Origin of the sequence: Pseudomonas sp. 22085 (genome assembly GCF_052045815.1) — a bacterium.
GTDB lineage: Bacteria > Pseudomonadota > Gammaproteobacteria > Pseudomonadales > Pseudomonadaceae > Aquipseudomonas > Aquipseudomonas glycinae.
In genome coordinates this window covers 1-19,919 of the sequence record NZ_JBQEQA010000003.1, presented here as the reverse complement: position 1 = coordinate 19,919, position 19,919 = coordinate 1, and the positions used below count along the sequence as shown (strand labels likewise).

The following is a 19,919-nucleotide window of genomic DNA, read 5'->3' as shown; positions in this document are numbered from 1 at the left end:
GACCCTGTCGCCCAATTCATTCTTTGCCGTGGATGTCCAAAAGCCTTGATTCGTCTGCTGAAATTTTTCGGTTGGTCCATCGTCGCCGTTTTCTGCGGACTGCTTTTAGGTCTCAGCGGCGCGTTTCTTTACCTTAGTCCGGGTTTGCCATCTGTGGAGGCGCTGAGAAGCATTCAGTTGCAGATTCCGCTCCGGGTCTACAGCAGCGACAACAAGTTGATCGCAGAATTTGGCGAAATGCGCCGCACACCGATCCGTTTCGCCGACATTCCCCCCAATTTCATCAATGCGTTACTAAGTGCTGAAGACGACAACTTCGCCAACCACTACGGCGTTGATCCGAGCAGCCTGATGCGTGCCGCGACCCAACTGGTCAAGAGCGGGCACATCCAGTCCGGCGGCAGCACCATCACCATGCAGGTGGCGAAGAACTTCTTCCTGACCAGCGAACGCAGCTTCTCGCGCAAGACCACGGAAATCCTGCTGGCCCTGCAGATCGAGCGGCAATTGACCAAGGACGAGATCCTTGAGCTCTACGTGAACAAGATCTACCTGGGCAACCGCGCCTACGGCATCGAGGCGGCGGCGCAGGTGTATTACGGCAAGTCGATCCGCGAGGTCAGCCTGGCGCAGATGGCGATGATCGCCGGCCTGCCGAAAGCCCCGTCGCGTTTCAACCCGCTGGCCAACCCGGCGCGCAGCAAGGAGCGGCGCGACTGGATCCTCGGCCGCATGTACAAACTCGGCAAAATCACCGAAGCCGACTACACCGCCGCGATCAACGAACCGCTGAACGCCAGCTATCACGTGCCGACACCGGAAGTGAACGCGCCGTACATCGCCGAGATGGCCCGTGCGGAAATGGTCGGTCGCTACGGCAGCGACGCCTATACCGAAGGTTTCCGCGTTACCACCACGGTGCCGAGCAACCTCCAGGAAATGGCCAACACCGCGCTGCACGAAGGCCTGATGACCTACGACCAGCGTCACGGCTACCGTGGTCCTGAATCGCGCCTGCCGGGCAAGACCCGCGAAGCCTGGGCCACCGAACTGACCAAGCAACGCACCATCAGCAGCCTCGAACCGGCCATCGTCACCCAGGTCGACAAGAACGGCCTGCAAGTGCTGACCCGCACCGGCGAAGAGCACGTGGCATGGGACACCATGAAATGGGCACGCCCGTTCCTCAACACCAACAGCATGGGTGCCGCGCCGCGTCAGCCGTCGGATGTGGCACAGATCGGCGACCTGATTCGCGTGCAGCGCCAGCCGAACAATTCGCTGAAGTTCAGCCAGATTCCGCAGGCCCAGGGCGCGCTGGTGTCGCTGGATCCGCAGAACGGCGCGATCCGTTCGCTGGTCGGCGGTTTCGCCTTCGAACAAAGCAACTACAACCGCGCGATGCAGGCCAAGCGTCAGCCGGGCTCAAGCTTCAAGCCGTTCGTCTACAGCGCCGCGCTGGATAACGGCTACACCGCCGCCAGTCTGGTCAACGACGCACCGATCGTGTTCGTCGACGAGTACCTGGACAAGGTCTGGCGTCCGAAGAACGACACCAACACCTTCCTCGGCCCGATCCGCCTGCGTGAGGCACTGTACAAGTCGCGCAACCTGGTATCGATCCGCCTGTTGCAGGCGATGGGCGTAGGCAAGACCATCGACTACATCACCCGCTTCGGCTTCAACAAGCAGGACCTGCCGCCAAACCTGTCGCTGGCGCTGGGCACCGCGACCCTGACGCCAATGGAAATCGCCACTGGCTGGAGCACCTTTGCCAACGGCGGCTACAAGATCACCCCGTACATCATCGACAAGATCGAAAGCCGCAACGGCGATACGCTGTTCGTCGCCAACCCGCCGACCGTACCGCAGGGCGCCGCAGCTACCGACGGCATTGCCGCACCCGCCACCCAGGCGTTCACCGTCAATGCAGCGCCGGTTCCAGGTGAAGCGCCGGGCAACGCTGCCGTGCCCCAAGCACCAGCCGTCGCCGAGCGCATCGTCGATGGCCGTACCACCTACATCCTCAACAGCATGCTGCAGGACGTGATCAAGCTTGGCACCGGCCGGCGCGCACTAGCTCTGGGCCGCAGCGACATCGCCGGCAAGACCGGTACCACCAACGAATCCAAGGATGCGTGGTTCTCCGGTTACAACGCCGACTACGTGACCACCGTGTGGACCGGTTTCGACCAGCCGGAAAGCCTCGGTCGCCGGGAATTCGGCGGCACCGTGGCACTGCCGATCTGGATGAACTACATGGCCGCCGCGCTCAAGGACAAGCCACCGCATGTCCAGCCGGAGCCGGAAGGCATCCTCAGCCTGCGGGTGGACCCGGTCAGCGGTCGCGCGGCATCGCCGAGCACACCGGGTGCGTACTTCGAGCTGTTCAAGGCTGAGGACACGCCGCCGTCGGTCAACGAGATCGGCAATGGCGCCGTACCGGGCAGTCCGCTGCCGGCGGATGAACAGGCGCCGATCGATTTGTTCTGATCCTGATCCGCCAAAAAGCCCCGCCTTCGATTGAAGTGCGGGGCTTTTTATTGCCTGTTCATTTTGTGTTGTCTGAGCCGGCCTCTTCGCGGGCAAGCCCGCTCCCACAGTAACCGGGTGTGCGCTCCATTTGTGAACGCCACAAAACCCTGTGGGAGCGGGCCTTCCCGCGAAGAGGCCCTAAAGATCACCCCAAAATCAACAGGCACAAAAAAGCCCCGACTCTCACGAACCGGGGCTTTCGGCTGAAGCGCTACAACGGCTTAGCCGTTGAACACGTCATCCACGCTTTTCAGCGGGTAGTTCTTCGGATATGGCAGGGTCGCCACACCAGTCTCGATCGCGGCCTTGGCCACGGCGTCGGAGATCACGGTGATCAGGCGCTTGTCCATTGGCTTCGGAATGATGTACTCACGGCCGAATTCCAGGGAGATACCGCCGTAGGCGTCGCACACTTCCTGCGGGACCGGCAGCTTGGCCAGTTCGCGCAGGGCGTTGGCGGCAGCGATCTTCATTTCTTCGTTGATGCGCTTGGCGCGAACGTCCAGGGCACCACGGAAGATGAACGGGAAGCCCAGTACGTTGTTGACCTGGTTCGGGTAGTCCGAACGGCCGGTGGCCATGATCACATCGTTACGGGTGGCATGAGCCAGTTCCGGGGAGATTTCCGGATCCGGGTTGGAGCAGGCGAAGACGATCGGGTTGGCCGCCATGCGCTTGAGTTGCTCGGCGCTCAGCAGGTTTGGACCCGACAGGCCGACGAATACGTCAGCACCTTCGATGGCGTCGTCCAGGGTGCGTTTCTCGGTAGGGTGAGCGAACACAGCCTTGTACTGGTTCAGGTCGTCACGGCCAGCGTGGATAACGCCGGTACGGTCAACCATGAAGATGTTTTCGACCTTGGCGCCCATGCTCACCAGCAATTTCATGCAGGAGATGGCGGCGGCGCCAGCGCCCAGGCAGACGATCTTGGCGTCGGCCAGGGTTTTGCCAGCGATTTCCAGGGCGTTGATCATGCCCGCAGCGGTCACGATCGCGGTGCCGTGCTGGTCATCGTGGAAGACCGGAATGTCGCACTGCTCGATCAGCGCGCGTTCGATTTCAAAGCACTCAGGCGCCTTGATGTCTTCCAGGTTGATGCCGCCGAAGGTGATGGAAATGCGTTTTACGGTGTCGATGAAGGCTTGCGGGCTTTCGGAGTCGACTTCGATGTCGAAGACGTCAATGCCGGCGAAGCGCTTGAACAGCACGCCTTTACCTTCCATCACTGGCTTGGAAGCCAGTGGGCCGAGGTTACCCAGGCCCAGAATCGCGGTGCCATCGGAAATGACTGCAACCAGGTTGCCCTTGCCGGTGTACTTGTAGGCCAGTTCAGGATCGCGGGCGATCTCGCGCACTGGTTCAGCTACGCCGGGGCTGTAGGCCAGCGACAGGTCGCGGGCGGTAGCAGTGGCCTTGGTGAGCTCGACACTCAGCTTTCCTGGACGAGGATTGGCATGATATTCGAGAGCGGCAGTTTTCAGATCAGACATTTTGGCATTCCGCTTTTTACTGTTGGACAGACTGGTCAGCGAGGATACGCGCCTCGCAAAGTCCCCACAAGACTGCCCGGTCACCCCTGTCAAGCGCCCTGCCCTAAGACTTTGGGCCAAGAGCCACGGCGCACAAGGGCTAGACTGTTCACAATCGACAGAAAAAATGTCTACAACTTTTTATTCAGCGGGAGGGCTGGAGCATCGAAGGATCGGTCAGCGGCAACAGCCAGCGCGCCTGACCTGATTTCAGTCCACCGCGCCGGGAACGGTCGACCACCCAGCCACGAGCCTCGATCTGCTTGCCCTTCAACGCCTGCAGAGAGGCGGCGTCGAAGCGATCAAGCAGATTGGGTGCAACACGCAGTACAAGCTTGTCCTGCAACTCGATCCAGATTCCGCCGCGATTGCGCTGAACCTTGCTCACACGACCGCTGACCAGCGCGAAACCCGAGCGCTCGATCTGCTCCGCTTTCAGTACAGGCGAGCCCTTCCACAGGCCGAGCCCGGCCTGCCGCGCGCGGCGTTCGGCAGCTTGCTGGCAATCGACCAGATCGACATTCGGCGCCACCGCGACCTGGAAACCGAGGCCATCGGCGAGCATCTGCGCTTCGAGATTCTCACCCCTGGCGCTGAAAACATGGGCCAGGGTGCGGCCGTAACGGTCCTTGGACTCGGCGCCGAGTCGCAGGCCGACCCGCCCGTCGCTCTCGGCGACCAGGTCTTCGAGGCGCTTGCGCGCGGCCACTGCAAACGGCTCGTCGCTGCGGCCCTGCTTGCCGAGTTCGGGCGTATTGAGGCCGATCATCCGCACATTGCGCCCGTCGCTCAGACGCAGGGTGTCGCCGTCGACCACGCGCTGCACCGTGGCGCTGTCCAGCCTGGCCGGCACGGGGCAGAAGGCCTGGGCGGCGGAGAGCCAAATCGCGGACACAAAAAAGGCGCCCGCAAGGGACGCCTTTTTCATCAGACCGGAAAAGCCGCTGAGGTTTTCCAGAATGAAGGGCCTTAGGCCTTTTTCGCGCCGAAAGCACCGAAACGGTCGGCGAACTTCTGAACGCGACCACCGGTGTCCAGAGTCTTCTGCTTACCGGTGTAGAACGGGTGGCACTCGTTGCAAACGTCGATCGCCAGGGCTTTGCCGAAGGTCGAACGGGTTTCGAACTTGTTGCCGCAGCTGCAAGTTACTGCAACTTCTGGGTAATTCGGGTGGATATCGGCTTTCATGGTGTTTTCCTCAGCTGGCGTGCCGCCATCCAACACGATTGTTGAATACCGCACGTAATTAGGCCGCGGATTCTACCAGACAATCCCGATCACGCAAGCTGTCGCTGAGACCGACCGTCTGCTAGGCTCCCGGCCCAAACCTCATCCCCGCTGCTTGTTAGCTTCTAATCGAGATCCCGCGTGCCCGACGCCATTCTGCGCCTCGCCCTGCCTTCGCCCCTGCGCCGCCTGTTCGACTATCGGGCCCCGGCCGGCGTGCTGCGTTCGCAGTTGCAACCGGGCATGCGCCTGCGGGTGCCGTTCGGCCGACGGGAGATGATCGGGATTCTGGTGGAGGTCAATGACACCAGTGAAGTGCCAGTGGAGAAGCTCAAACCGGCACTGGCGCTGCTCGACGCCACCGCTCCGCTACCGCCGGCGCTGTTCAAGCTGTGCCTGTGGACTGCGCAGTATTATCAGCACAGCCTCGGCGACACCCTGAGCTGGGCGCTGCCGGTGCTGCTGCGCCAGGGCGAACTGGCCGAGGTTCGGCAGGAACGCTTCTGGTCCGCCGCTCCCGGCGCCAGCCTCGATGACCCGCGCATCGCCCGCGCCCCGCGCCAGCGTGAAGCCCTGGCGACTTTGGCCCAGCACCCTCACGGCGTGGCCCATCAGTTGCTGAGCAAATTGATGCTGAGCAAAGACAGCCTCGATCTGCTGTTGGCCAAGGATCTGGTGCAGGTCGAAGTGCGCCGCCACGCCCCCGGCGCACGCCATGAACACTGGCTGGCCCAGCCGGAACTGCCGCTCAACAGCGAGCAGCGCGCCGCTTACGAAGCGATTCGCGCCGGTTTCGACAGTTATCACGCGTTCCTGCTGGCCGGCGTCACCGGCAGCGGCAAGACCGAAGTCTACTTGCAGCTGATCCGCGAAACCCTTGAGGCCGGCAAACAGGCGCTGGTGCTGATCCCGGAGATCAACCTCGGCCCGCAGACCCTCGCCCGCTTCGAGCAACGCTTCAACGCCCGCATCGCCTTGCTGCACTCGGCGGTCAACGACCGTGATCGTCTGGACGCGTGGCTCGCCGCCCGTGACGGCGAGGCCGACATTATTATCGGCACCCGTTCGGCGCTGTTCACCCCGATGAAAAACCCGGGGCTGATCATCATCGACGAAGAACACGACGGCTCCTATAAACAGCAGGAAGGCCTGCGCTACCACGCGCGGGATCTGGCGCTGGTGCGGGCGCGGCAGGAAAACATCCCGATCGTGCTCGGCTCGGCGACGCCATCGCTGGAAAGCCTGCACAACGCCCACACCGGCCGCTACGGACTCCTACGCCTGAACGAACGTGCCGGCGGCGCCAAACAGCCACGCTTCCTGCGCCTGGACGTGAAAAGTCGTCCACTGGACAGCGGCATTTCCGGGCCGATGCAGCAAGCCATCGGCCAGACCCTCGCCGCCGGCCAGCAGGTATTGGTGTTCCTCAACCGTCGCGGCTTTGCCCCGACTCTGCTGTGCCATGACTGCGGCTGGATGTCCGAATGCCAGCGCTGCGATGCGCGGATGACCGTGCACCAGCGCTACGGCGAATTGCGCTGCCACCACTGCGGTTACGTGGAGCGCGTGCCGCGCCAATGCCCGAAGTGCAACAAGGTCGATCTGCGCCCCGTGGGCGCCGGCACCGAGCGGGCCGAGGAACGGCTGGCGATTCTGTTCCCGGACTATCCGGTGTTGCGCGTCGACCGGGACAGCACGTCGCGCAAGGACGCGATGAACCAGTTGTTCGCCACGATCCAGAAAGGTCAGCCGTGCATTCTGGTCGGCACCCAGATGTTGGCCAAGGGGCACCATTTCCCTCGGGTGACGCTGGTGTCGATCCTCGATGCCGACGGCGGTCTGTTCTCCGGCGACTTCCGCGCCAGCGAGCGCATGGCGCAGCTGATCGTGCAGGTTGCCGGGCGTGCCGGGCGTGCGGAGGAACCGGGCAAGGTGATCATCCAGACGCATCTGGCCGACCATCCTTTATTGGTGCAACTGACCGAGCAGGGTTACTTCGCCTTCGCCGAACAGGCCCTGAGCGAACGCCGCGCCGCCGGCCTGCCGCCGTTCGCGCATCTGGCGCTGTTGCGCGCCGAAGCGCACAAGCCGGGGCAGGCCGAAGGCTTTCTTGATGAAGCGTGCAGCGAGGCCGAGCGGTTGCTGGCCGAACAGAACCTGACCGGTATTGAACTGCTGGGACCCGTGCCGGCGCCGATGGAGCGTCGGGCCGGGCGTTTCCGCGCGCAGCTTCTGTTACAGGCCACGGCCCGGGCGCCGCTGCACCGACTGCTGGCGAGCTGGCTGCTGGTGCTGGAGCAGATGCCAAGCGGTCGGGCGGTGCGCTGGTCGCTGGATGTCGATCCTGTCGATTTGTATTGATTGATCGATCACTATCGCTGGCAAGCCAGCTCCCACAGGGGAATTGTGTCGCTCTTGTGGGGGCTGGCTTGCCAGCGATGGCTGACGAATTGTCACCACACATCCACATCCTGCCTGCTAAGGTTGGCAAGCCCGTCTTCGCAACGGATAATGCCCAGTTTTTCCACCCGCGCATCGATGCGCCGCCGCGCTTGCGGTCGAAAGAGAAGACCATGAAAGACACCATTCGCCAGCTGATCCAACAAGCCCTCACCCAACTCGTCAACGAAGGTGTGTTGCCTGAAGGCCTGACGCCGGCGATCCAGGTGGAAAACGCCCGGGACAAGACCCACGGCGACTTTGCCAGCAACATCGCCATGATGCTGGCCAAGCCTGCGGGCATGAAGCCGCGCGATCTGGCGGAAAAAATCATCGCCGCCCTGCCGGCTGACGAAAACGTCACCAAGGCCGAAATCGCCGGTCCTGGCTTCATCAATTTCTTCCAGAACACCCAGGCGCTGGCCTCGCGCCTCGACGCGGCTCTGGCCGACGATCACATTGGCGTGCGCAAGGCCGGCCCGGCGCAACGCACCGTGGTCGATCTGTCGGCGCCGAACCTGGCCAAAGAGATGCATGTCGGCCACCTGCGTTCGACCATCATCGGCGACGGCGTGGCCCGCGTGCTCGAATTCCTCGGCGACACCGTCATCCGTCAGAACCACGTCGGCGACTGGGGCACCCAGTTCGGCATGCTGATGGCGTACCTGCAGGAAAACCCGATCACCAGCGACGAGCTGTCGGACCTGGAAAACTTCTACCGCGCCGCCAAGCAACGCTTCGACGAATCTCCGGAATTCGCCGACCGCGCCCGTGGTCTGGTGGTCAAGTTGCAGGCCGGCGACGCTGAATGCCTGGCGCTGTGGACCAAGTTCAAGGACATCTCGCTGTCGCACTGCCAGAAGATCTACGAACTGCTCAACGTCAAACTGACCATGGCCGACGTGATGGGCGAAAGCGCCTACAACGACGACCTGATCAACGTGGTCAACGACCTGAAAGCCGCCGGCATGCTGGTCGAGAGTAACGGCGCCCAGTGCGTGTTCCTCGACGAATTCAAGAACGCCGAAGGCGAGCCGCTGCCGGTGATCATCGTCAAGGCCGACGGCGGCTACCTGTACGCCACCACCGACCTGGCGGCCGTGCGTTATCGCAGCGGCAAGCTGAAGGCCGACCGTGCGCTGTACTTCGTCGACCAGCGTCAGGCCCTGCACTTCCAGCAAGTGTTCGCCGTGGCGCGCAAGGCCGGTTTCGTGACCCATCCGATGGAAATGGAGCACATGGGCTTCGGCACCATGAACGGCGCCGACGGCCGTCCGTTCAAGACCCGTGACGGCGGCACCGTGAAGCTGATCGACCTGCTGACCGAAGCGCAAGAACGCGCCTACAGCCTGGTGAAGGAAAAGAACCCGACACTGGCCGAAGACGAACTGCGCGCGATCGCCAAAGTGGTCGGCATCGGCGCGGTGAAATACGCCGACCTGTCGAAACACCGCACCAGCGACTACAGCTTCAACTTCGACCTGATGCTCAACTTCGAAGGCAACACCGCGCCGTACCTGCTGTACGCCTACACCCGCGTGGCCGGCGTGTTCCGCAAACTGGGCAAGGATTTCAGCGAAGTCGACGGCCAGATCGTCCTCGAAGCGGCGCACGAACAGGAACTGGCGGCGAAACTGGCGCAGTTCGGTGAAGTGCTGAACAACGTTGCGGAAAAGGGCACGCCACACACCCTCTGCACCTACCTGTACGACGTGGCCGGCCTGTTCTCCAGCTTCTACGAGAACTGCCCGATCCTCGCCGCCGACACCCCGGCACAAATGCAAAGCCGTCTGCGCCTTGCCGCGCTGACCGGCCGTACCCTCAAGCAAGGCCTGGAACTGCTCGGCCTGGAAACCCTGGAGCGCATGTAAGTTGGCTGCCAAGAAAAAACCTGCACCCAAGCGTGGCGCCAGCCGTTACCAAGCTCCAGCGAAGCAACCGATCCCGGGCTGGCTGTGGATGGCCATCGGCCTGACGGTCGGCGCGTTCATCGTGTTCCTGATGAAGCTGGAGCCGGGCAAGGGCAGCGACACGGTCAAGCGCGAGAAGATCGAGCAACAGCAACAACAGAAAGCCACCAAGATCGCCGAGGCCAACAAGACCCCGCCGAGCCCGACGCAACCGGTGAAGCCGAAGTACGACTTCTACACCCTGCTGCCGGAATCGGAAGTGATCGTGCCGCCGGACGCGGTGCCGGAGAAAACCCTGCCGACGCCACAAGTGCCGGCAATCCCGACCACGCCGGTGACCCCGGCGGAAGCGGCGAAGATCGACACCGCACGGGCACAGGCTGCACTGGCCGGGATCACCCCACCGCCAGCGCCACCAGTGACGAAGGCTGCACCGGTGACCAAGTTCTTCCTGCAAGCCGGCTCGTTCCGCAAAGAGACGGATGCCGACAAGGTCCGCGCGCAGATCATTCTGCTCGGTCAGGCGGTCGCGGTTGAGTCCGGGACGGTCAAGGATGAAACCTGGTATCGCGTACTGGTCGGCCCGTTCAGCAACCGCGAACAACTGACCACCGCCCAGAAACAACTGGCGGGCGCCGGCTTCAGCAACCTGTTGTTACAACAACGTCAGAGCCGCTAACAACTTCCCACTGATCGTTCCCACGCTCCGCGTGGGAATGCAGCCCGGGACGCTCCGCGTCCCTTGCCGCAGGGACGCGGAGCGTCCATTGAGGCATTCCCACGCGGAGCGTGGGAACGATCACGTTGCTTTGCGTGGGAACGACCCCGCGCAAACCACCGCTCGTCCCCTCTCCCGCCCCGCAGTTGAAATCCTCTCCACCACCCCCATATGAATGGGCATAAGGCATTTTCGCCCCGCAGTGTGGAGACTCTTCCCTTGACCACCATCGTTTCAGTCCGCCGCCACGGCAAAGTCGTCATGGGCGGCGACGGCCAGGTTTCTCTCGGCAACACCGTGATGAAAGGCAACGCGAAGAAAGTTCGTCGCCTGTACCACGGCGAAGTCATCGCCGGTTTCGCCGGTGCCACCGCCGACGCCTTCACCCTGTTCGAACGCTTCGAAGGCCAGCTTGAAAAACACCAGGGCCACCTGATCCGCGCCGCCGTCGAACTCGCCAAAGAATGGCGCACCGACCGCTCCCTGAGCCGCCTCGAAGCGATGCTCGCGGTCGCCAACAAGGACGCATCCTTGATCATCACCGGCAACGGTGACGTGGTCGAACCCGAAGACGGCCTGATCGCCATGGGTTCCGGTGGTGCCTATGCGCAAGCCGCCGCCAGCGCCCTGCTGAAGAAGACCGATCTGTCGGCCCGCGAAATCGTCGAGACCGCTCTCGGCATCGCCGGCGACATCTGTGTATTCACCAACCACACCCAGACCATTGAGGAGCAGGATCTCGCTGAATGAGCCTGACGCGGCCCCTGTGCCACGGCTTGTTTCTGCTTGAGGACCGTCAATTATTATGTCCATGACTCCCCGCGAAATCGTCCACGAACTCAACCGCCACATCATCGGCCAGGACGATGCCAAGCGCGCCGTCGCGATTGCCCTGCGCAACCGCTGGCGCCGCATGCAGCTGCCTGAAGAGCTGCGCGTTGAAGTGACCCCGAAGAACATCCTGATGATCGGCCCGACCGGTGTCGGTAAAACCGAGATCGCCCGTCGCCTGGCCAAGCTGGCCAACGCGCCGTTCATCAAGGTCGAAGCGACCAAGTTCACCGAAGTCGGCTACGTCGGCCGTGACGTCGAATCGATCATCCGTGATCTGGCCGATGCTGCGATCAAGATGCTGCGCGAGCAGGAAATGACCCGCGTTCGCCACCGTGCCGAAGACGCCGCCGAGGACCGTATCCTCGACGCCCTGCTGCCACCGGCACGCATGGGCTTCAGCAACGAAGAAGCGCCGACCCAGGATTCCAACACTCGCCAGCTGTTCCGCAAACGCCTGCGCGAAGGTCAGCTGGACGACAAGGAAATCGAGATCGAAGTCGCCGAAATGGCCGGCATCGAAATCGCCACGCCTCCGGGCATGGAAGAAATGACCAACCAGTTGCAGAACCTGTTCGCCAACATGGGCAAGGGCAAGAAGAAGGCCCGCAAGCTCAAGGTCAAGGAAGCGCTGAAACTGGTACGCGATGAAGAAGCCGGTCGCCTGGTCAACGAAGAAGAGTTGAAGGCCAAGGCCCTGGAAGCCGTCGAGCAGCACGGCATCGTGTTCATCGACGAAATCGACAAGGTCGCCAAGCGCGGCAATGTCGGCGGCGCTGATGTGTCCCGCGAAGGCGTGCAACGTGACCTGCTGCCGCTGATCGAAGGCTGCACCGTCAACACCAAGCTGGGCATGGTCAAGACCGACCACATCCTGTTCATCGCCTCCGGTGCGTTCCACCTGAGCAAGCCGAGCGATCTGGTGCCGGAGCTGCAAGGCCGTCTGCCGATCCGCGTCGAACTCAAGGCCCTGAGCCCGCAGGACTTCGAACGCATCCTCAGCGAACCGCACGCCTCGCTCACCGAGCAATACTGCGCGCTGCTGAAAACCGAAGGCCTGAACATCCAGTTCCAGCCGGAAGGCATCAAGCGTCTGGCGGAGATCGCCTGGCAGGTCAACGAGAAGACCGAGAACATCGGTGCCCGTCGCCTGCACACGCTGCTCGAGCGTCTGCTGGAAGAGGTGTCGTTCAGTGCCGGCGACCTGGCCAGCGCTCACGACGACAAGGCGATCGAGATCGACGCCGAATACGTCAACAGCCACCTGGGCGAATTGGCGCAGAACGAAGACCTGTCCCGTTATATTCTGTAGAGCTGCCAGCTCCGAGCTACAAGCGGCAAGCTGAGTTAAGCTTGCCGCTTGTAGCTTGCAGCTAAAGGCTTTTTTCTATGCTTCCCACCGACATCAAACTGCACAAAGCCTCGAAAACCCTGTCGCTCAAATACGCGTCCGGCGAGGAGTACACCCTGCCCGCCGAATTCCTGCGCGTGCATTCCCCCTCCGCCGAGGTCCAGGGCCACGGCAAACCGATCCTGCAATTCGGCAAGCTGCACGTCGGCCTGACCAAGGTAGAACCGGCCGGTCAGTACGCACTGAAACTGACCTTCGACGACGGTCACGACAGCGGTCTGTTCACCTGGGATTACCTGTACGAGCTGGGGCGACGTCATGACGCACTCTGGGCCGATTATCTGGCCGAACTCAAAGCCGCCGGCAAAACCCGCGACCCGGACCAGTCCGTCGTCAAGCTGATGCTCTAGTCCGCGCCTCGGACTGTTTAGAGGGCATTTTCTAGATTCATCTGTTTGAATGCTCCGCTAAAGCGGCCCGGGATCGGCTGCTTGCGAAAAAAATCAATCTCGGGTAACCAATGGAACTGGCAAGTTCCCTGCAGTGCTCTACGACTGTAAAGCAGCTATGCAGAATCAACGGTCACCCGAGCAGTAGTACCTGGCATTGGCTGTGGAACTGCACAGCAGAAAACCGGGTACTCGTCTCAGGACAATGGAGCGTCGTAGATGAGTAACAAGAATAACGATGATTTGAAGTACCAGGCCTCGGAGAACACCCTGGGGCTGAATCCTGTCGTTGGGCTTCGCGGAAAGGATCTGCTGGCCTCTGCTCGAATGGTGCTGACCCAGGCCATCAAACAACCGATCCATAGTGTCAAACACGTCACCCAGTTCGGCCTCGAACTGAAGAACGTGCTGTTCGGCAAATCCGACCTGCAACCGGCGGGCGATGACCGTCGCTTCGTCGATCCGGCGTGGAGTCAGAACCCGCTGTACAAACGTTATCTGCAAACCTACCTGGCATGGCGCAAGGAACTCCATGCCTGGATCGACGACAGCAGCCTTTCGCCCAAGGACATCGCGCGCGGCCACTTCGTGATCAACCTGATGACCGAGGCGATGGCGCCGACCAACACGGCGGCCAACCCGGCGGCAGTCAAACGCTTCTTCGAGACCGGCGGCAAGAGCCTGCTCGACGGCCTCTCGCACCTGGCCAAGGATCTGGTGCACAACGGCGGCATGCCGAGCCAGGTCAACATGGGCGCGTTCGAGGTCGGCAAGAGCCTGGGTGTGACCGAAGGCGCGGTGGTGTTTCGCAACGACGTGCTGGAGCTGATCCAGTACAAGCCGATCACCGAACAAGTGCACGAGCGCCCGCTGCTGGTGGTGCCGCCGCAGATCAACAAGTTTTACGTATTCGATTTGAGCCCGGACAAGAGCCTGGCGCGCTTCTGCCTGCGCAACAATGTGCAGACCTTCATCGTCAGCTGGCGCAACCCGACCAAGGAACAGCGCGAGTGGGGCCTTTCCACCTACATCGAGGCCCTGAAGGAAGCGGTCGACGTGGTCACCGCGATCACCGGCAGCAAGGACGTCAACATGCTTGGCGCCTGCTCCGGCGGCATCACCTGCACCGCCCTGCTCGGCCACTATGCCGCCACGGGCGAGAACAAGGTCAATGCCCTGACCCTGCTGGTCAGCGTGCTCGACACCACCCTCGACAGTGATGTCGCACTGTTCGTCGACGAGCAGACGCTGGAAATGGCCAAGCGACACTCCTATCAGGCCGGCGTGCTCGAAGGCAAAGACATGGCCAAAGTCTTTGCCTGGATGCGTCCCAACGATCTGATCTGGAACTACTGGGTCAACAACTACCTGCTCGGCAACGAGCCGCCGGTGTTCGACATCCTGTTCTGGAACAACGATACGACTCGACTGCCGGCCGCGTTCCACGGCGACCTGATCGAGATGTTCAAAAACAACCCACTGATTCGCCCCAATGCACTGGAAGTGTGCGGCACGCCGATCGACCTCAAGCAGGTGACCGCCGACATCTTCTCGCTGGCCGGCACCAACGACCACATCACCCCGTGGAAGTCCTGCTACAAGTCGGCGCAGCTGTTCGGTGGCAAGGTGGAATTCGTGCTGTCGAGCAGCGGGCATATCCAGAGCATTCTGAACCCGCCGGGCAACCCTAAATCGCGCTACATGACCAGCGATGAAATGACCGCCAATGCCGATGACTGGCAGGAGAACTCGACCAAGCACGCCGACTCCTGGTGGCTGTACTGGCAGGCGTGGCAGGCCGCGCGGTCGGGCGAATTGAAGAAGGCGCCGACCAAACTGGGCAACAAGGCGTATCCGGCAGGCGAAGCTTCACCGGGCACTTACGTACACGAGCGGTAACCGACACCTGAAGAAACTGTGGGAGCGGCGGTTCGACTTGCCGCGATAACGGTATTTCAGTCGACACATTGGCTGAAGCTGCCACCGTCATCGCGGGCAAGCCCGCTCCCACAGGGTTCGAGGTGGAACATAGAATTTGCGACCCACAGGGCCTTGAAGCATGCCGCACCCGTTCATCTTTCGAACCGTCGAGCTGGATGGCCAGACCATCCGCACCGCAGTCCGCCCCGGCAAGCCTCACTTGACGCCCTTGCTGATTTTCAACGGCATCGGCGCCAACCTGGAGCTGGTGTTTCCTTTTGTCGCGGCGCTGGATCCGGACCTGGAAGTGATCGCCTTTGACGTGCCCGGTGTCGGCGGTTCCTCGACGCCGAGCCGGCCGTATCGCTTTCCGGGGCTGGCGAAGCTCACCGCGCGGATGCTCGATTACCTCGACTACGGACAGGTCAACGTGATCGGCGTGTCCTGGGGTGGCGCGCTGGCGCAACAGTTCGCCTACGACTATCCCGAGCGCTGCAAAAAGCTGGTGCTGGCGGCGACCGCTGCCGGTGCGGTGATGGTGCCTGGCAAGCCGAAAGTGCTGTGGATGATGGCCAGCCCACGGCGTTATATCCAGCCGTCCCATGTGATCCGCATCGCCCCGATGATCTACGGCGGCTCGTTCCGCCGCGACCCGACACTCGCCGCCAGCCATGCGGCGAAGGTGCGTTCGGCGGGCAAGCTCGGCTACTACTGGCAACTGTTCGCGGGCCTGGGCTGGACCAGCATTCACTGGCTGCACAAGATCCACCAGCCGACCCTGGTGCTGGCCGGTGATGACGATCCGCTGATCCCGCTGATCAACATGCGCATGCTCGCCTGGCGCATCCCCAACGCGCAGCTGCACATCATCGACGACGGGCATCTGTTCCTGATTACCCGGGCCGAGGCGGTGGCGCCGATCATCATGAAATTCCTCCAGGAGGAACGTCAGCGTGCGGTGATGCATCCGCACCCGACACCGCTGGGCGGATAACCGTCCCGGCACGGATTTCTGGACAGCGTTTTGCAGCGCGTCTGGACAGGTGCGTGGCAGGAGGCCGCGCAAGCAGCAACCCGCAACAGCGTCTATGGTGTTCTGGTTCGGTGTGTTTGTTTTTGGCCTGAAGACGAAGGAGTGTTGAGTCATGCGTGACAAACCAGCGACGGGCGTCGTGCCCAGCCCCGCCGTGTTCATCAATGCACAGAGTGCCATGACCGGTCTGCGTGGCCGCGACCTGATCTCGACCTTGCGCAGCGTGGCAGCCCACGGCTTGCGCAATCCGATCCACAGTGCAAAACACGCCTTGAAGCTGGGAGGTGCGCTCGGACGCGTGCTGCTCGGCGAAACCCTGCACCCGACCAATCCGCAGGACAGCCGCTTCGCCGACCCGGCGTGGAGCCTGAACCCGTTCTACCGGCGCAGCCTGCAGGCTTATCTGGCCTGGCAGAAACAGGTCAAGAGCTGGATCGACGAGAGCAGCATGAGTGACGACGACCGCGCGCGCGCGCATTTCGCCTTCACCCTGCTCAACGACGCCGTGGCGCCTTCCAACACCCTGCTCAATCCGCTGGCTGTGAAAGAACTGTTCAACTCCGGCGGCCACAGTCTGGTGCGCGGTCTCAGCCATCTGATTGATGATCTGCTGCACAACGATGGCCTGCCACGCCAGGTGACCAAACAGGCTTTCGAAGTCGGCAAGACCGTCGCCACCACCACAGGGTCAGTGGTGTTTCGCAACGAAATGCTTGAGCTGATCCAATACCGGCCGATGAGCGAGAAGCAATATTCGAAACCGCTGCTGGTGGTGCCGCCGCAAATCAACAAGTACTACATTTTCGACCTCAGCCCGAGCAACAGCTTCGTCCAGTTTGCGCTGAAGAACGGCTTGCAGACCTTCATGATCAGCTGGCGCAACCCGGATGTGCGCCATCGTGAATGGGGCCTGTCGACCTACGTCGAAGCCGTGGAAGAAGCGATGAACATCTGCCGGGCGATCACCGGCGCCCGTGAGGTCAACCTGATGGGCGCCTGCGCCGGCGGGCTGACCATCGCCGCGCTGCAAGGGCATCTGCAGGCCAAGCGGCAGTTGCGGCGGGTCTCCAGCGCCACCTATCTGGTGAGCCTGCTCGACAGTGAAATGAACACCCCGGCCACCCTGTTCGCCGATGAGCAAACGCTCGAAGCGGCCAAGCGGCGCTCCTATCAGAAAGGCGTGCTGGACGGTCGCGACATGGCCAAGGTGTTCGCCTGGATGCGCCCCAACGATCTGATCTGGAGTTATTTCGTCAACAACTACCTGCTGGGCAAGGAGCCGCCGGCGTTCGACATTCTCTACTGGAACAACGACAGCACCCGCCTGCCCGCCGCGTTTCACGGCGACATTCTGGACTTCTTCAAGCACAACCCGTTGACCCATCCGGGGGGCCTGGAAGTGTGCGGCACGCCGATCGACCTGCAGAAGGTCACGGTCGACAGCTTCAGCGTGGCCGGCATGAACGACCACATCACGCCGTGGGACGCGGTGTATCGCTCGACACTGTTGCTGGGCGGCGAGCGGCGCTTCGTGCTGTCCAACAGCGGCCACGTGCAGAGCATCCTCAACCCGCCGGGCAACCCGAAAGCCCATTACGTCGAGAACGGAAAGCTCAGCAGCGATCCGCGCGCCTGGTACTACGACGCCAAGAAAGTCGACGGCAGTTGGTGGCCGCAATGGCTGGAGTGGGTGCAGCAGCGCTCCGGCACCCTGCACGAAACCCGGATGACCCTCGGCAACGCCAATTACCCACCGATGGAAGCAGCACCCGGCACCTATGTGCGTGTGCGCTGACTGACTCAAGCCCTTTTAAGAAGACTGGATGAAAACAAGCGAACGGATCCTCGAATGTGCCCTGCAGTTGTTCAATGAAAAGGGCGAGCCGAACGTCTCCACCATGGAGGTTGCCAATGAGATGGGGATCAGCCCCGGCAACCTCTACTACCACTTCCACGGCAAGGAACCGCTGATTCTCGGGTTGTTCGAGCGTTTCCAGAACGACCTCGCCCCGCTGCTCGACCCGCCCGCTGATGTTGAACTGGCGCCGGAGGATTACTGGCTGTTCCTGCACCTGATCGTCGAACGGCTGGCGCAGTACCGCTTCCTGTTCCAGGACCTGTCGAACCTGGCCGGGCGTCTGCCGAAACTGGCCAAGGGCATTCGCCAGTTTCTCAACGTGCTCAAGCGTACGCTCGCGTCATTGCTGGCGCGCTTGAAAGCGTCGGGGCAACTGGTCAGCGACACCCAGGCGCTGGGGCAACTGGTGGAGCAGATCACCATGACGTTGCTGTTCTCGCTGGACTATCAACGGATTCTTGATCGTGAAGGGGAAGTGCGGCTGGTGGTGTACCAGATCATGATGCTGGTGGCGCCGCATCTGTTGCCGCCGGTGAAGGTGGCGACGGAGAGGATGGCTTTGCAGTACCTCGAAGATCACGAGTAATCCGACGGCGTTTACCCAAACAAAAACGCCCGACCTTCACAGGCCGGGCGTTTTTTTGAGCCCTGAAAAATCAGGACTGACTGGTTGGCGTCGACGGCGTCGATGCAGCAGTCGGAGCAGGCGCCGGGGTTGGAGCCGAGGCGGAGTTCGACGTGCTTGCCAGTGCTTGCGGTGTGGTCACCGGTTTTGGTGCTGCAGCTTTCGGCGCAGCGGCTTTCGGCGCGGCCGGTTTTTTCACTGCCGGTTTTTTCGCCGCAGCCGGTTTGGCGGCAGGCTTGGCAGCGGGTTTGGCGGCAGCCGTTTTCGCTGCAGGCTTGGCCGCCGGTTTGGCAGCTGGTTTTGCTGCCGTTTTTGCAACTGGCTTGGCGGCGGCCTTGGCAGCAACCGGTTTGGCCGCGGCTTTCGCTGCAGGCTTGGCGGCAGCGGTTTTGGCTGCTGCTTTTGCGGCCGGTTTGGCGGCGGCTTTAGCCAGTGGCTTGGCAGCGGTTTTGGCCGCAGGCTTGGCTGCTGCGGTTTTCGCCGCGACAGGCTGAGCTTTCAGGCCGGTGAGCTTTTCGATCTGCCTGGTCAGGGTATCGACCTTTTTGTGCAGATCCTTCACCTCGTTGCGGCTCGGTACGCCCAGGCGCGAAATCGCACTGTTCAGGCGCTTGTCGAAAGCCCCTTCCAGCTGATCCCAGGTGCCCAGCGCGCGATCTTTCACGCCGCTGATGCGCGATTTTGCCGAGCTTGCAGAATCCTTGGCAGCATCGACTTTCTTGCCGACTGCAGCCTTGGTGAGCTTCTCGGCTTTCTCGCCGTCTTTGACCAATGTATCGAAGAGCTTGCTGCCGTCAGTGTCGATCTTCGAGTACACGCCTAAACCAGCCAGCCAGATCTTGCGGGAATAGTCTTCGACTTTTCCGATCCACGAGCTGCCTTCTTTATCGGTGTTCTTTTTACCAGCCATCCCGTTCTCCTTAAGATTTACGCGCGACGCGTTCGAGCAATGCCGTCAGCTCATCGAGCTTAGCAGAGAGTGTCTCAACGTCATGTTTAGACGGAATGCCGATACGATTCAAGGCACTGGCCACACGTGTGTCGAACGCCTTCTCGACCTTGTCGAGCTGAACTTCGACCCGGCCTTTGAAAGAGCTGACTTCGCTCTTGGCTTCATCGATCTCGGCGTTGGCTGCTTCGAGTTTTTCGGTGACGGCTTTTTTGCCTTTCTTTTCAACAGTTTGACCAGCCTTGATCAACTCCTGAAAGTACTCGCTGCCCTCCTGACCGACCTTGGTGTAGGCACCCAGGCCTGCCAGCCAGATCTTGCGGGCATAGGATTTGACGTCGCTCAGAGCGGAAGTCGAAGCGTCGATTTTTTTCTTCAAAATGACTTTGGCCATGGTGCACCTCACGCGCAGAAGGTTTGAGGAACTGCCCTGACGAGTGTCGGGCTCAGGCACAAAATAGGGAGAAAAATTAGAAACGGCACCCTAACAACTGACATAAAAGACGGGGCAAACACGTACCCTGTGGGAGCGGGCTTGCCCGCGA

At 61.7% G+C, this 19,919-nt stretch carries 16 protein-coding genes; 11 read left to right on the top strand and 5 right to left on the bottom strand.

Annotation, left to right across the window (positions count from 1 at the left end; all coding sequences use genetic code 11):
* The first annotated feature begins 45 nt into the window (after positions 1–45).
* The gene (locus tag ACTJK7_RS04020; protein ID WP_064382834.1) at positions 46–2,493 is read left to right on the top strand and encodes a penicillin-binding protein 1A; all 2,448 of its coding nucleotides are present in this window, start codon (positions 46–48) and stop codon (positions 2,491–2,493) included.
* A gap of 263 nt (positions 2,494–2,756) precedes the next feature.
* Here ACTJK7_RS04020 and ACTJK7_RS04015 read toward each other — a convergent pair whose 3' ends face one another.
* The 3 genes from ACTJK7_RS04015 to rpmE all read right to left on the bottom strand — a co-directional run bounded on the left by ACTJK7_RS04015 (position 2,757) and on the right by rpmE (position 5,252).
* Positions 2,757–4,025, bottom strand: coding sequence for a malic enzyme-like NAD(P)-binding protein (locus ACTJK7_RS04015; protein ID WP_007952395.1), 1,269 nt, complete (start codon positions 4,023–4,025; stop codon positions 2,757–2,759).
* Positions 4,026–4,209: 184 nt separating this feature from the next.
* On the bottom strand, positions 4,210–4,992 hold the full coding sequence (locus ACTJK7_RS04010) for a thermonuclease family protein (RefSeq protein WP_108559195.1): 783 nt from the start codon (positions 4,990–4,992) through the stop codon (positions 4,210–4,212).
* A gap of 41 nt (positions 4,993–5,033) precedes the next feature.
* Positions 5,034–5,252 (bottom strand): 50S ribosomal protein L31, encoded by a 219-nt coding sequence (gene rpmE, locus ACTJK7_RS04005; RefSeq protein ID WP_007952398.1) that lies wholly within the window; start codon positions 5,250–5,252, stop codon positions 5,034–5,036.
* Between the two features lie 180 nt (positions 5,253–5,432).
* Here rpmE and ACTJK7_RS04000 point away from each other — a divergent pair, with 180 nt between their 5' ends.
* The 10 genes from ACTJK7_RS04000 to ACTJK7_RS03955 all read left to right on the top strand — a co-directional run bounded on the left by ACTJK7_RS04000 (position 5,433) and on the right by ACTJK7_RS03955 (position 18,386).
* Positions 5,433–7,652 carry a primosomal protein N' gene (locus ACTJK7_RS04000; RefSeq protein ID WP_108559193.1) on the top strand — a complete coding sequence of 740 codons (2,220 nt, stop codon included), beginning with the start codon at positions 5,433–5,435 and terminating at the stop codon, positions 7,650–7,652.
* Positions 7,653–7,864: 212 nt separating this feature from the next.
* Positions 7,865–9,601, top strand: a complete 1,737-nt coding sequence (argS, locus tag ACTJK7_RS03995; RefSeq protein WP_440779999.1) for an arginine--tRNA ligase — start codon at positions 7,865–7,867, stop codon at positions 9,599–9,601.
* Position 9,602: 1 nt separating this feature from the next.
* Complete coding sequence (locus tag ACTJK7_RS03990) at positions 9,603–10,319, top strand: SPOR domain-containing protein (protein WP_011332070.1); 717 nt, start codon at positions 9,603–9,605, stop codon at positions 10,317–10,319.
* Between the two features lie 258 nt (positions 10,320–10,577).
* Positions 10,578–11,108 (top strand): ATP-dependent protease subunit HslV, encoded by a 531-nt coding sequence (hslV, locus tag ACTJK7_RS03985; protein WP_039772440.1) that lies wholly within the window; start codon positions 10,578–10,580, stop codon positions 11,106–11,108.
* Positions 11,109–11,163: 55 nt separating this feature from the next.
* Entirely contained in the window at positions 11,164–12,501 is a 1,338-nt protein-coding gene (hslU, locus tag ACTJK7_RS03980; protein WP_039772441.1) for an ATP-dependent protease ATPase subunit HslU, read from the top strand.
* A gap of 77 nt (positions 12,502–12,578) precedes the next feature.
* A complete protein-coding gene (locus tag ACTJK7_RS03975) occupies positions 12,579–12,950 on the top strand; it encodes a gamma-butyrobetaine hydroxylase-like domain-containing protein (RefSeq protein WP_039772444.1) in 372 nt (123 codons plus the stop codon).
* Between the two features lie 258 nt (positions 12,951–13,208).
* Positions 13,209–14,888 carry a class II poly(R)-hydroxyalkanoic acid synthase gene (gene phaC, locus ACTJK7_RS03970; protein ID WP_011332067.1) on the top strand — a complete coding sequence of 560 codons (1,680 nt, stop codon included), beginning with the start codon at positions 13,209–13,211 and terminating at the stop codon, positions 14,886–14,888.
* Positions 14,889–15,048: 160 nt separating this feature from the next.
* On the top strand, positions 15,049–15,903 hold the full coding sequence (gene phaZ, locus ACTJK7_RS03965; protein WP_007952412.1) for a poly(3-hydroxyalkanoate) depolymerase: 855 nt from the start codon (positions 15,049–15,051) through the stop codon (positions 15,901–15,903).
* 151 nt (positions 15,904–16,054) lie between these two features.
* The gene (phaC, locus tag ACTJK7_RS03960) at positions 16,055–17,737 is read left to right on the top strand and encodes a class II poly(R)-hydroxyalkanoic acid synthase (protein WP_011332066.1); all 1,683 of its coding nucleotides are present in this window, start codon (positions 16,055–16,057) and stop codon (positions 17,735–17,737) included.
* 28 nt (positions 17,738–17,765) lie between these two features.
* On the top strand, positions 17,766–18,386 hold the full coding sequence (locus tag ACTJK7_RS03955) for a TetR/AcrR family transcriptional regulator (protein ID WP_007952414.1): 621 nt from the start codon (positions 17,766–17,768) through the stop codon (positions 18,384–18,386).
* Positions 18,387–18,456: 70 nt separating this feature from the next.
* On the opposite strand, the gene ACTJK7_RS03950 is transcribed toward ACTJK7_RS03955, so the two are convergent.
* The gene (locus ACTJK7_RS03950; protein ID WP_085654418.1) at positions 18,457–19,335 is read right to left on the bottom strand and encodes a phasin family protein; all 879 of its coding nucleotides are present in this window, start codon (positions 19,333–19,335) and stop codon (positions 18,457–18,459) included.
* 10 nt (positions 19,336–19,345) lie between these two features.
* Positions 19,346–19,768, bottom strand: coding sequence for a phasin family protein (locus tag ACTJK7_RS03945; protein WP_039772451.1), 423 nt, complete (start codon positions 19,766–19,768; stop codon positions 19,346–19,348).
* Positions 19,769–19,919 lie beyond the last annotated feature (151 nt).

Excerpts from the sequence above, each read along its gene's own strand:
- phaC (WP_011332066.1), top strand. The coding sequence starts at position 16,055 with ATGCGTGACAAACCAGCGACGGGCGTCGTGCCCAGCCCCGCCGTGTTC.
- rpmE (WP_007952398.1), bottom strand. The coding sequence starts at position 5,252 with ATGAAAGCCGATATCCACCCGAATTACCCAGAAGTTGCAGTAACTTGC.
- ACTJK7_RS04010 (WP_108559195.1), bottom strand. The coding sequence starts at position 4,992 with ATGAAAAAGGCGTCCCTTGCGGGCGCCTTTTTTGTGTCCGCGATTTGG.
- ACTJK7_RS03955 (WP_007952414.1), top strand. The coding sequence starts at position 17,766 with ATGAAAACAAGCGAACGGATCCTCGAATGTGCCCTGCAGTTGTTCAAT.
- phaZ (WP_007952412.1), top strand. The coding sequence starts at position 15,049 with ATGCCGCACCCGTTCATCTTTCGAACCGTCGAGCTGGATGGCCAGACC.
- hslU (WP_039772441.1), top strand. The coding sequence starts at position 11,164 with ATGTCCATGACTCCCCGCGAAATCGTCCACGAACTCAACCGCCACATC.
- ACTJK7_RS03975 (WP_039772444.1), top strand. The coding sequence starts at position 12,579 with ATGCTTCCCACCGACATCAAACTGCACAAAGCCTCGAAAACCCTGTCG.
- phaC (WP_011332067.1), top strand. The coding sequence starts at position 13,209 with ATGAGTAACAAGAATAACGATGATTTGAAGTACCAGGCCTCGGAGAAC.
- argS (WP_440779999.1), top strand. The coding sequence starts at position 7,865 with ATGAAAGACACCATTCGCCAGCTGATCCAACAAGCCCTCACCCAACTC.
- ACTJK7_RS03950 (WP_085654418.1), bottom strand. The coding sequence starts at position 19,335 with ATGGCTGGTAAAAAGAACACCGATAAAGAAGGCAGCTCGTGGATCGGA.
- ACTJK7_RS04015 (WP_007952395.1), bottom strand. The coding sequence starts at position 4,025 with ATGTCTGATCTGAAAACTGCCGCTCTCGAATATCATGCCAATCCTCGT.
- ACTJK7_RS03945 (WP_039772451.1), bottom strand. The coding sequence starts at position 19,768 with ATGGCCAAAGTCATTTTGAAGAAAAAAATCGACGCTTCGACTTCCGCT.